The 13,440-nt window shown below is 44.7% G+C and carries 6 protein-coding genes and 1 pseudogene; 6 read left to right on the top strand and 1 reads right to left on the bottom strand.

The window, feature by feature from the left end; all coding sequences use genetic code 11:
• Positions 1-113 precede the first annotated feature (113 nt).
• Positions 114-944, top strand: coding sequence for an Rpn family recombination-promoting nuclease/putative transposase (locus tag VB775_RS22080; protein WP_281009424.1), 831 nt, complete (start codon positions 114-116; stop codon positions 942-944).
• Between the two features lie 156 nt (positions 945-1,100).
• On the opposite strand, the gene VB775_RS22075 is transcribed toward VB775_RS22080, so the two are convergent.
• Positions 1,101-8,549, bottom strand: coding sequence for a choice-of-anchor I family protein (locus tag VB775_RS22075; RefSeq protein WP_281006153.1), 7,449 nt, complete (start codon positions 8,547-8,549; stop codon positions 1,101-1,103).
• Positions 8,550-9,475: 926 nt separating this feature from the next.
• Between VB775_RS22075 and rpsD the strand changes: the two genes are divergently transcribed.
• The 5 genes and pseudogenes from rpsD to VB775_RS22050 form a co-directional block, all read left to right on the top strand.
• Positions 9,476-10,084 carry a 30S ribosomal protein S4 gene (gene rpsD, locus VB775_RS22070; protein ID WP_055074791.1) on the top strand — a complete coding sequence of 203 codons (609 nt, stop codon included), beginning with the start codon at positions 9,476-9,478 and terminating at the stop codon, positions 10,082-10,084.
• A 121-nt stretch (positions 10,085-10,205) separates the two neighbouring features.
• Positions 10,206-10,793 carry a DUF3038 domain-containing protein gene (locus tag VB775_RS22065; RefSeq protein WP_281006152.1) on the top strand — a complete coding sequence of 196 codons (588 nt, stop codon included), beginning with the start codon at positions 10,206-10,208 and terminating at the stop codon, positions 10,791-10,793.
• Complete coding sequence (locus tag VB775_RS22060) at positions 10,793-11,509, top strand: DUF4335 domain-containing protein (RefSeq protein WP_281006151.1); 717 nt, start codon at positions 10,793-10,795, stop codon at positions 11,507-11,509. The genes VB775_RS22065 and VB775_RS22060 overlap by 1 nt, the downstream gene beginning before the upstream one ends.
• A gap of 227 nt (positions 11,510-11,736) precedes the next feature.
• Positions 11,737-12,897, top strand: a complete 1,161-nt coding sequence (locus tag VB775_RS22055) for a LuxR C-terminal-related transcriptional regulator (RefSeq protein ID WP_281006150.1) — start codon at positions 11,737-11,739, stop codon at positions 12,895-12,897.
• A 323-nt stretch (positions 12,898-13,220) separates the two neighbouring features.
• A pseudogene (locus VB775_RS22050) lies at positions 13,221-13,440 on the top strand (photosystem II q(b) protein); the annotation flags it as partial.

Below are 13,440 nucleotides of genomic sequence, written 5' to 3'. Positions count from 1 at the left end.
TTTGGTTGAAACTTCTCAGGTATCTTCAAATTAGTGCCGATATTGCTGCTCGTCATGGCTTTGAAATTATTCTCAAACCCATTCCCACTTAACTCTTTTAGGAATGGTGCAAGATCTCAGTTAATGTAATACTACCATCTCAACATCGAGTCAAAGATCTTATCTATCGTAGCACCGAAAATCTTGGCAATACGCCCATTGATCGCAAAGCCGTCTTCGATCTTTACTGCGAAAGTGAAAAAGGCGAGAAGTTCATTGTTGAAATGCAGAAAGCCAAGCATAATTACTTTAAAGATCGCAGCATTTACTACGCCTCTTTTCCCATTCAAGAACAATCACAAAAAGGCAGTTGGAATTATAAGTTAGAGCCAATCTATACCATCGGCATTTTAGACTTTATTTTTGATGAAGATAAAAACGATGATAGTTTTTTACATGTCGTTGAACTAAAAGATCAAATTTGTAAGGTTTTCTACGAGAAACTAAAGTCTATTTATCTGGAATTACCAAATTTTAAAAAGACAATTGATCAACTAAATGACCATTTTGATAAGTGGCTATTTTTACTGAAACATCTACCCGATTTAGAAGATCCACCCTTACAATTGCAAGAGAATGTATTCTTGCAATTGTTTGAAGTTGCACAAATTGCTAGTTTTTCTCAAGCTGAAAGAGAGTCCTATGAAAACAGCTTAAAGTATTATCGAGACATGAATGGGGTCATTGAAACAGCCCGAGAAGAAGGTATGGCTCAAGGTATTCAAGAGGGTAAACGATCGCTTCTGCTAAAACAACTTTCTCGTAGACTAGGAACTATCCCCGATGAAATTAAAGTTCTTTTATTTCAACTAGAGCCAGAACTATTAGATGTATTGAGTGAAGCTTTATTTGATTTACAAAGTTTAGAAGATTTATGCAATTGGCTCAAAAATATTAACAACTAGCAATAGGTTAGGTTGTGGCGATCGCTAATTTGTGAGAATGCGATCGCTATTTTATGGTGTGGGTGGCGATCGCAAAAAAATAAAACACCCTGTCCATTTACGGACAGGATGTTTTAAGACTTATAAAGCTTAGGAGCTTTGCTCATCTAAAAGAGCTTAGCTGAAGTTAAAGGACGTAGGAATGGAACCAGCTAAGATGTTGTCATTGATATTGCTAGATGTAAATCCAGTGACTCCATTCAAGGTAAGCAAGAGGGAACCACTTGCAAATCCAACATTACCAGTAACACCATCACCCAAGAGGAACTGAGTGTTGCCACCAACAGTACTCACATCAATAGCAGCGATGTTATTAAACTGAAGTAAATCGCCTCCTAATCCACGTAGGAATTGGTTCACCACATCGCTACCATCACCGAGGCTGTAGACAACGGTATCCGTAGCTCCGTCATTAAGTCCAAGGAAAAGGGTGTCATTGCCAAAACCTCCAACAAGAGTATCTGCGCCCAAGCCTCCAATTAGCGTGTCATTACCGAATCCGCCACGGAGAATATTGTCGCCATCATCACCAGTAATAACTTTATTGGCTGAGACATCGACCTTAAGAACAATGTCGTTATAGTCAAAGTCTCCGCCACCTGGCAAATCCTCAAAACCGAAGGTATTATCACCAAGTAAACGAATGTGATCCACATTGTCAGGATTGGCTTCGAGGTAAGCGAAGTAAGCTTGGCTAACCTGACCACTCAAGAACTGATCAGCAGTTCCATCACTGATGATGAATGGAGCAAAGATGCTTCCACCTGTAAGAACCTTGTCATCAAAAATCGCAGTTCCTTGATTGGCTACACTGAGGTCAATCGATTTGATACGGTTTTCAATCGCAGCTCTAGCATAACCACTTTGCCCAGGAGTGAAGTCAATTATGCCATCGCCATCGACATCAATTCCACCATCCGTATTAGCCACACGGTAGAAGCCCACAGTATTGTTAAATGCAGCTTCGCGGAAGACTGTGAAGTTAACATTCACATCACCAGATAGAGAGCGCAAATCGAGTACTTCGCCTTGATTATTGTCTTGAAGTCCAGAGCCTACAGCCCTAGAAGATGTAGAAGCAGTCGCATCAATCTCGAAGCCTTCAAAGTTAATCCTAAAGCCACTTGGAATGACATCTGAGATTAGAGTTGTGGTTGTGGTCGAAAAAACGATTTCTCTAGGCTTGTCAAACAAAATATCATCAGCAGTACCATTCTTGATGATTGCAAAGCCAAGTTTTGCATTTGGGGCAAATCCCAGAGTTCTCGAATCTTCATCAAACCCAAAGCCATCAGGACGGTCGCTGATCACGGAAGAAATGACCCGAGCGCGATTGTTTTCTAGGAGCAATTTGAGATCGGGGGTAGTTCCAGATCCGTCTACCTCAAACACCACAAGCTCATTGACCGTGGAGCTATTGACTTTGGTAATGTTAAATTCAATTTGGGTAATGCCAGATCCACCTGTAAATTCAATTACGCCTGGAGTACTTTGAGTTACGCCCGTAGCATTGAAAACACTGTCGTTGCGAACGCTGAGGTTCTGGATGCGAGTGTCTTGGGCTGGCTTAACATCAGCCGCATTAAATGGCACTACATCAAACCGATCACCCAAGTACTCGGCTAACGCATCCTGTTCAGACCCAGTAGGAGCAAAAATAAATTTGCCAGCAGGTAAATCTGGAGCTGGGTCAATCACGCCATTGAGGTTAACATCAGCAGTTTCGCCACGCAGGTCAACACGGTTGGCAAGGGCTGCATTCTGCTGCACAAATGCTGGGAAAGGATAGCGATCACCACCTAGAGCATTAGCGGGGTTACTACCAGCCAAGAAGTTGAGTGTGACTGTGCGGAAGGTGCGGTTAACATCGCCAACGAGTACACCATCTTTGACAATAACATCCAGTAAGGAACCGTCTTCATTGAGAACCGCAAGACTCTGAACACGTTGCCCTTCTTGAGTAATTACTCCAGTTGCCGTATCAAAAGCGATCGCTTGCTGAGTTGGGTCAAAGCTGAAGGAAAGACCGCTAACTTGTGGGAACTGTCCTGGGGTTGCACCTGAACGAGTACCAGCTACTGCATGTTCAATCACCCAGAGCAATTGCTGAGCGGTGAGGGTGATCAAGGTCAATCCATTATTGAATCGTAGAGAATTTTCTAGATCCAACTGGGAAATGTCACCTTCTTCCTTATTAGGAGCGAGGGGATTCGGTTGTGGAGGAAGTGTAATGACATCATCAGCACCTGTGGCTCCTGTGGGAACAGCCAAGGCTCCAATATTGTCACGAATGCCTCCACCATTTTTAATGGAGATCGTAACGGTCGGGTCAACCTGTTTCGCCAAAGCCAAGTTAGCATCAGCCGTCAAGTTACCTAAATTGGTTTCTTGAGTGCGGACATCACCGCGAGTTCCATTTAGGAATACGCTGGTTTTGCCAAGGATTACGTTGTCCTTAGAAGCGATTACATTACTAATACCGTCAACGATCGCCACCACATTAGCATTAGCCTTTTCACGAGCAACGACAGTCTCGCCGTAAACGCGATTAACGCCTGCGGCATCAGTGGCATAAGCACCATTAATAGTCGAATCGAGCTTATCGACAAGCAATACACCATCGTTATCAAATTCTGTAACCAAGCGCCCAACGTACTTGTAGTTACCATCGGTATTGACAACCAGAATGGGTTTGCCGTCAGTACCAAATCTCAAAATTGGGTAATCACCTTGGTCGGTATCACCTGCACGAAGTACATCGTTGTCATCCAGTAGTCGGGTATTAGAACCACCACCGATCAAAATATCGACATCTTTTAGACGAGGAGCAATTTCTTCGCTTTCGATCGCAAACTGTTGGAAGTGAGACAGCAGAACGATTTTATTGATGCCCTGAGCAGTCAGCAGATCAACAGTCTTTTGAATCTCGGCTGCCAAAGCTGCAAAATCGTTAGGATTGCCAGGAGTAACGATAGTCGCGCCACTGGAGCTGATTGTTGGCAAAATAGGAGTGGTTGCACCAACGATACCAATCTTTTGGTCATCGGCTGTTCCAAGTATTCCGTCAATACCTGCAACAGTAATAACGGTACTTTCTGCAATCTTGCCCTTGATCGTGCTTGCTTCAGCAACTGGGTTAGTAGAGAAATCGGTGGCGGCAAAGGATCTGCCTGAGCCAGTTTCTGGCGAAAAGTCTAAATTAGAACTGAGGTAGGGGAATGCTGTCCCTGGGTTACCACTACCAGTCCGAATGATGCTAGCAACTTGGTTAAGCCCTAAGTCAAACTCGTGATTACCCAATGCGGAGGCTTGGACACCGATCGCATTGAGGATACCAATGTCACCACGTCCAGAAACTGGTGCGCCGCTAGTTCCCAGTCCACCAACTCCATTTAGACTTGTATCGGTAGAAGCATTGAAAAATGCACCTGGGATATAGTTGTCACCAGCCGAGAGAATTAGCGTATTTGCGACAACGTTTGCAGGCAAGTCCGTAGCTGTTTTAAACTTGTTGACGATTGCTGAGAAGCCTAGGATGTTGTTAAGGTCACTAACACCTGCCTCAAAGTCGGCTCCATGTAGGATTTGCATGGAAAAGTTTGCTGGTACATTCGGAACTGTTGTCAGATTAAACCTTGCCACAATAGGATCGTGGTCACTGGCACGAGCAGCCGTGTCGGGAAATTCTGTATTGACATGAACCACATCAAACTCCGCCTTTGCCGCTAACCCATTACTTGTCAAAATGTGATCCAGAGATTGGGAGTTACCTTCAAAGATAAAGCTGTAGCGTTCGTCTTCTGGTAGGGTGTTGGTGAGGTTGGTCAAAACGGGAGTCGTGCCGCCCGTGAGGATTTCACTGAGGGGGGAGATAAATTCAAACTCGTTGAAGTCTCCTAAAACGACCACATTGGCATTGGCATCCAGAGCGATCATTGAGTCTACATAGTCTTTGACTGCTTTAGCTTGGGCTTGGCGCTCATCTAGGGAGCCGTTAATATTGGTATTTTCCTGACCATTACCATTAGCTTCATCTCCCACAGAGGGTTGATTAGCCCCAAAGAGTGGACTACTGCCCCCTTTGGAAGAGAAGTGGTTGTTAACGAGAGTGACTGTTTCGCCGTTAAAGGTAAAGCTGGCAACTAAAGGTAAACGAGAACCGACAAAGGCATCGCCTGTAATAGCTTCCACGGAACCTTCCACCAAACTAACCCGACTGGGATTGTAAAGGTAGGCATTGCGAATATTGCCGCCTGGCTGCCCGCCGCTAGCATTATTGGCAATGAAGGTGTTGTCTATGAACTCGTAGGTTTCGCCTCCTGCCGCAACGATCGCATTGATCAGGGTTTGTAGCGTCACATCCGCCGCCGTTACGCCATTATTAGCAGAACCGCTATTGTCCTGAACTTCTTGTAGGGAAATAATGTCGGGACTGGCAAGATTATTCACAATCTGTTGGGCGATCGCCGTAAAGCGACCATTTGCAATATCCGCATCTCCGTCGGCATCGTTGGGGTCTAAGTTGAGGACGTTGTAACTGGCTACAGTGAGTTTGTTGCTGCTCTTCGTCAGAGTCGTGGTTTCTGGCTCCAATCCCCCCGAAACGGGAGTAAAGGCTTGGGTAAACTGCACTTCGTAGTTGCCAAAGTTGTAGCTCACCACCCCAGTTACATCACCTAAACGATCGCCCACCTTCACTAAAGGAGTCGCCCCTGGACTCACGTTAGAATCATCAATTTGAATGCGCTCTGGGTTAAAGTCCGTAGGTGAAATATTGATCGTGCCACGATCGCTGAGTCCCGTTGCGCCTGCCCCTTGATTCGCTAGGGCAAAGATTTCCCCAAATCTATTGGTGGGACTCACTGCCACCGCATCCTGAATTGTGACGCGCATTCCTTCGAGGGCTTCGTAGAAGTCAATGCCATCTGTGCTGGGGTCAAAGGAACCGAAGGCATCATCTTCAATCACCTGAGTGGGGGGGACTCGCCCGCCATTGCCCAGAATGATTGCGGCAGGAAGAGGATTGCCACTGGAGAGGATAGTAACGGTAGGACTACCACTAATTTGGGTAATTGAGAGGTTTCCGGAACTGGCTCCACCGGGAGTAAATTCACTGACGGTTCCATTTACTTTAACGGAATCCCCCACCTGTACCGTGGGAGCGCTACTGGTGAAGACGAAAATCCCTTCAGAAGTAGCTTCATCTGCATCGGGGGTGGGGTCTTGGAGGTAAAAACCATTGGAGTCCACGGCGGTGACAATTCCGGCGACACCACTAACCACTTGACCAACCAGTGGCGATATATGTCCGCTGCCTTGAATGTCACTAATCCGAGTTCCTACGTTAACGCTAAACACTGCCACGGTATTGCTACCTTCAGCAGCCGTAATCAACAAGGGATTACCAGTCGGGCTGTCAGTTGCCGACACGAATATCAATCCCTCAACGCGCCGATCTTCAGGAGTGTTGATGTACTGGACAAATGTTGGTGCGGTTGGGTTGGTTACTTCATAAACAATCACATCACCAACTCGCTCTAGCCCGATAAAGGCATAGGTGCGCCCATTAATCACACCAGTGGTTACGCCTTCGGGTTCTGGCCCCTTATTGTCACTACGACTATCCAATTGCAAGTTGCCTGAAGAATTAGGATCGCCGTTAAATGTTGCAGGTGCGACCTTTGCGATAATCTGCTCAAATTGATCGCCACTGTCAAATACGATATTGCCGTTAGAGTCCAAAATTGCAAAGGAACGACCACCAAAAGCATGGATTTGCTCAAATTGTCCATCGTTATCAATATCGCCAGATTTATTGCTGACGGTGAGGCGACCAAGGTTTTGGGGTAGTTTGAGTTCCGCCGCGTTAGAGAAAACATCTGGAGCTAGTACATAGCTGCCACTTCCAACACGAACTTCTTCGTTGTAGATATCGCCCTCATCCTGTCCAGCAATGATGCCATCCGCAGTCGGACGTACACGGGCATCGCCTTCATTGGCGATTATGTAGAAGGTATTGCCACCAGAAACAAAACTAGCGATCGCATCAGGCTGATACATCCCGAATACAGGCCAGTTTTGGATATTAATCTTGCCGCCGCCACCTGATGTACCGTCTACATCGCGATCGCTGACATCGAGTCCATTACCAGCCAAACTATGATCCTTTAAACCTAATGGCTTGATGTCAGTAATTGTGGCTGTAGCGATGTCTAGGAAAGCGATCGCATTATTCTCTTGTAGAGTAATCGCAGCAGTTTTGCCATCGGCTGAAACTGCAATATATTCGGGTTCAACATCTTGAGCAACAGTTGTGCCAACAGGTCCAATCAGCCTCACTCCTGCCGCCTTAAGCTCAGCAAATTGAGAGTTAAAGCTAGTAAAACCAGCCTCTTGCACTGTTGTGGAGATCGTGCCACCAGCCAAATTTAGGCTGTCAATTGTAATGACACTGACAGAGCCTTCGGGATCGTCGGAGTAGTCTTCATTAGGTTCGCCTTCATTGGCAACCAATATCTTTGTCCCGTCAGGAGTGAAGGTTAGCATGTCAGGCAAAAAGCCAATTTCTACGCTGCCCAAAAAGGCATCATCAGAAGCTCTATAGAAGCTAACCCTTCCCCTGCGAATAGTGTTTGGAGGCGCAGTATCACGAATATCGAATGCAACAGCAACTAAACCGTTTTGGATAGATACGCTGTTAGGAGCAACCACAGTACCAGTGGGAATAGGAAAACCTGGATCTAGTCCATTATCACCACTAGTAATAGCTAGCTCACCATTGTTGCTAACGGAGTAGATATCAACCTTACTACTGGCAACAACATAAAGTTTTTTGCTAGCGGGATCGAAAGCGGGAATCTCGGAGGCGGTTGTGCTAGTGGCACTACCAACCTTGTTTAAAAAGCTCGATTCGATGGTCACGTCAGCCGCAGGAGATGCACCTGTAATTGGGGTAATCGAAAAATTATCGATCGCTAGCCCATCATCAGCACCCGAAGCATTAACATCTGTCCAGCGAATCCAAACTGTCGCTCCTGCTGGAATTGACAAGCCTGCGATTGAATTCGCGATCGCAGTGCTGTTTGCGACGGCGTTGCCATCGAGTGCGCCAACCGTGCCTGTGGTGGTTGGGGCAGTAAAGTCTAGTGCATTCACATCTGTCCAAGTTCCAGTTGTTAAAGAACTCGCATCTAAGCTGTATTGAAAATCGAGGCGATCAGAGCGATTTAATGCTCCTAAACGCCACTGCTCTCCTGTAAAACCAATATTGAGAGCCGTAATCGTAGAGCCAGTATCGTTGATAAAACTTGCGCCAATCGTAGGATTTAAAGTGCCAGATTGCAATCCACCTAATGCTCTTTCAGGACTTCCAGACGCTCCGAAGCTATAGGTGTCCCCTGAATTACTAGAGCCAGTACCTGCTGTATACTGTCCGTTGACATTTCCACTAGTTCCAACTTCTAAAATTTCCCAGCCGTTGGGCAAAGTAGAACTCGTACCAGCACTTGCCAAAGTATCAAAGTTTTGAGTGTAAGTTGTTCCTGTTGTTAAGCTAATCGCTGCCATTTTTAGTTGCCTTGATAGATCTTGTGGAATAAGAGGGAATGATGATCAAACAAATACTTATAGAGAAAATGCATCTAAAAAAATGCAAAGCACGACAATATGAGAATTACTTGACACCAGCGTTTAGAATTGCAGGTGCAATTATCAAGTAATTCTTTTTAACTAGTTTTAGTACTTCCGAGAAGATGCTTAAATTCTCGTAACTAATGGCTTTTTTAGGATCAAGCCCAGAAATAGAAATGTTCTAATGATCGCCGATGAAATACTTGCCCAGTAGCAATATCAAGCGGTAATGGGGAGTATCTCACCAGAGATAAAATTAAGATTTTGTAAGCACCTAGAACCTAACTATTTACTGACACTTAAAACATATGTATTTTCTTTGAACTCTATTTTTTCCTTAATTAGCCTACAGGAAAGCTCTATAAGCTTGGGTTAAGAGAACAATACAATTTTGGTTAAGAGAAGGATAAATATTGAGGCTCACAAAAGTTTATTGTTTGCAATCAAATCTTGTTTGGGTATGGATACGATCTCTGTTGGAATTTAGTTGAAGCGATCGCTATTTGATGAGATTGAAGAGCGATCATTTTAAATTCATGAAATTTAATACTCAGGGTAATTAATATAGCAATCCTAAATAGGTTGTGAGAGTGCGCCCCTTCGGGGCGCACTCTCACAACCCTCAAAATCTTACAACTCATTTAGGAGCGCTATAGTTAGGTTAACTAATAGTCAAACTAGCAGCTCTGAGTGTAGCAATCCTATTAGCAATCCTAGAGAGTGCCTCTCTAGGATTGCTACATTAGCCACAAACTAGGGAAAATTTTTTAATTCAACGCCTTAATAACTTTGTCAGTTTTTTTGGCAAAATTGCCATATACTAGATAGGCTGTCAAGTTTTCAACAGTAATAAGGAAGGAGCTATGTCCCGTTATAGAGGTCCGCGCCTCAGAATCGTCAGAAGACTCGGAGAGCTTCCCGGTCTAAGTCGCAAACAACCTAAGCACGCTTATCCACCTGGAATGCATGGTCAAGACCGCAAAAAGCGCTCTGAATATGCCGTGCGTCTCGAAGAAAAGCAAAAACTACGCTTTAACTATGGTCTAACTGAAACTCAAATGCTGCGCTATGTGCGTCGAGCCAGACGAGTTAAGGGTTCTACAGGCTTAGTATTACTACAATTGCTAGAAATGCGTCTAGACAATACCGTTTTCCGTATGGGATTTGCACCGACGATTCCTGCTGCGCGTCAACTGGTAAATCATGGACATATCACCATCAACGGTAAGAGCGTAACTATTCCTAGTTATGGTGTGCGCCCAGGCGAAGTTATTAGCGTTAAAGATAACGAAAAATCCCGTAAAATTGTCGAGCGTAACCTCGAATTCCCAGGGCTTTCCAACATTCCTAGCCATTTAGAATTTGATAAGGCGAAGATGACTGGTAAGGTCAATGGCGTTGTCGAACGCGAATGGGTAGCATTGCAAGTGAACGAACTGCTGGTTATTGAGTACTACTCACGCCAAGCTTAAGGTTGAAGCACTCAGCTACGGGCTTTGTTGATCTTAGATAAATTGCTTGTAGCTGAACGCCTCTCAACTGGGTAAACTGCCAATTGGGTAAACTCTATTAGGTTCAACTTCACTGCGAATTATGCAGTTAAATATTTCTGCTCCTGTAAACCTCGATTTACACGTTCCTAAGGACTTTGTTAGGGGTTGTCCCCGTAGCGTCCGTATGGATATTGATCACCTGCTTCTAGCGATCGAGGCGCTGGATTTAGAAGCAGTTGAAGTAATGCTGGTCTTAATTGAGCAGTTAGGCTTACAAAAGACGATTCCTAGTCGTGTCGCTTTTTGGCGACTGCGTAATACTAATCCGCTTCGCCGCAACTATCAGCGGGCTAGTTTAAGTTGGGATGAGTTAAAGGCTTTGGTAAAAATAGTCTGTACGATCGCTAAGCAGTTAGATACTGGTTTGCGCTTACTGCTAAGTACCCATCAACAGATGATTGAGGGCAAGATCGAGGCATTAGGTTTACAGCAAAATCAAGGTTTCTTAGAAAGTTATATTGATCGTTTTACATCTTTATATATCGGTCGGATGCGATCGCCTTCGCCACTAAAAAAAGAAGAAATTCGCGAATTGGCGTTGCAATTGCTGACGCGATTATTGTTGTGTAGTGGTACAGCAGGTGAGTTTCGCCTGTGGAATAGTCTGTTTGATGGAGCGATCGCCTAATGATTCAACGCAGCTATAGTTTGCCAAGTTGTACTTTGCTGGTTGATGGGATCATCACGGGTGGTGATGTGATGTCAATTTTGACCAGCTTTAGTTGCCGCTTTAGCCATCACACCGAGCCAATTGTGGGTGGTCTAGAACTACTCAATGCTTTAGTAAAAGTAGTAGGAGCCTATGCTCAGGCTTTAAAAAGTAATACTTTGGTGGCAATTCCTGAAAAGCAGGTGCGTCTCGAACCAGAAGGGAAGCATCTGCATTTACTTTCGGTATTGCTAAATGAGGCTGATGCTCACAATCCCAAGCAGCTACAAATCAAACTGAATACGATTCAGCTTTTTGACCTGATGGAAAGCCTAGATCGTCTATGTTGCGATCCAACAACTTTGCCAGACTTGAAACTGGTGACGCAGATTTCTGACTATCGATCGCAGGCTCAGTTAAATAGTCAAGCCGTATCAGCGATCGCTGGTGTGGTCAGTTTAGCGATCGCGGCAACGGTTTTGTATTTTATCCCCACCCCCAAACCTCAACCAAAACCTGCTCAGACAGTCCCTGTGGAAACTAAACCATTGCCCAACGGGGCAACTCCGCCCACACCAGTGGCTACTCCCACAAGTTCACCAAGCCCTGAAAGTTCTTCGCCAAGTCCTGAGCCTACATCAAGCCCTGAAACTACATCAAGTCCTGAAAGTTCGCCAACTCCTACTCCTAATTAAAAAAAAGAGATGTGCTTTGCACATCTCTTTTTTATGTAGCTTTCGTAGCTTCATATACATAGCTAAATATAGATCTGCGGCTCAATTGATGTATCAAGTTTTATCGTGAACCAGCAGTTCTCATTATGAAACCGATTTTGGTGTTTCTAGCGCCGAAGGCGATGGAAACACCAAAATCATTTTTTGAAAGCACGCCAACGTCGCGCTTTCAAAAAATGATTTTGATAATGAGAATTACTGATCGTGAACATGCGAAAACTTTCTGTGATCTTTGTGGGTTAGGTTTGATGACTGAGGTACTCGATCCGACCAAGCTTTTATTTGATTTGCATCGAGGAACAGAAATTGCCGAAACTTTCTCTGGATGTCTAGAGCCAGAGGCGATCGCGCATCGAGTGACTGATGGCATCGTTGAGCAGTTTGATTGTGCTTTTGCGAGGGTGTGGCTATTAGAGCCAGAACGGACTTATCTGAAGCTGGTGGCTTCTTCAGGCATGTATACGCGCATTGATGGCAGATTTGCGAGAGTGCAGATGGGGGCGTATAAGGTAGGGAAAATTGCCCAAAATCGCGTTTCTTTTTTAAGTAATCACTTAGCAGATGAACCTTGGGTGGGCGATCGCGACTGGGCAATTACTAATAATATTCGTGGTTTTGCTGGCTATCCATTGGAAATCAAAGGCAGGGTGGTCGGGGTTTTAGCAGCTTTTAGTCATCAGGCAATGCCGCCCGAATTTCTAGAATTTTTACGGATGCTCTGCACGATCGCTGCGATCGCTATTGATAGCGCGTTCAAGCATCAACAGGAAAAGCAAGCTTGGCAAAGTATGAGCCAGCCTCCAGTTACCGAGCAAGCTTCGTTATCCGATCGCCTAGCCCACATTTTGAACTCCAATCGTTTAACTCTGGTGGGGACAGAACGAATGCTGAGTCTAACTACTGATTATGTGTTTTTACGGGCTGCCGAAATTCTTAATCAAATTGGGGGTGCTTATTGTCGCTTAATTTACTCTGATATATCGATATCGCTAGAGGCGATCGTGGCGAAGACTAAAACTAAAATTGCTGATCCTCACACTTGGCTGCGATCGTTGTTTGGAGAGTTGTTTTTGATTGTTTCTAGCTTGGGCGGTGCGATCAATATCCATGCAACTGAGTTACAAATTGCGATCGTGATCCCATTTGCTAAAGAGTCAAATCCCCTGTCTGAGCGCGAATTGGAGATGATGCAGTTATTAACACAAGGTTTACGCGATCGGGATATTGCTCAGCAATTAGTAATCAGCGAAAGTACAGTTAAGTTTCACATCAATAACATTTTGTCTAAACTGAAGGCAAGAACTCGGTTTCAGGCGTTACATCTAGCAATGGTCAATGGGTGGATTTAAGAAATATGAGATGAGGCGCTTCGCGCCTCATCTCATATTTCAGATTGGCAAAACCAGTAAGGGTTTTGAAAACTAAAAATAGCTGCTCCTTTTTGATAGCAACGTAAGTTTTGCTTAGAACATAAAACCAAAAATATGAGTAGCGGCGCGAAGCGCCGCTACTCATATTTTTGGTTTTGATATTTGAATTGTTATCTGTTTGGATATCTCTACAGATAGATTCGGGTTCTAAACACTTTACAAAACTCAATAAAGAAGATAATGTTTATTCATTGGCGAAAGCCACATACATAATTCATAATTTCAAACGCAATCATAAAACAATGACCACAGCAGTACAAAGACGCGAAAGCGCTTCCATCTGGGATCAGTTTTGCAATTGGATCACCAGCACCGACAACCGCCTCTATGTAGGCTGGTTCGGCGTAATCATGATCCCTTGCTTACTCTCCGCCACCATTTGCTTCATCATCGCCTTCGTTGGCGCACCTCCAGTCGATATCGACGGAATCCGCGAACCAGTAGCAGGCAGCTTGCTATTCG

It is taken from the genome of Pseudanabaena sp. CCNP1317 (assembly GCF_034931345.1).
GTDB lineage: Bacteria > Cyanobacteriota > Cyanobacteriia > Pseudanabaenales > Pseudanabaenaceae > Pseudanabaena > Pseudanabaena galeata.
The sequence above is the reverse complement of the archived record's forward strand: the minus strand, read 5'-3'. Positions and strand labels throughout refer to the sequence as shown.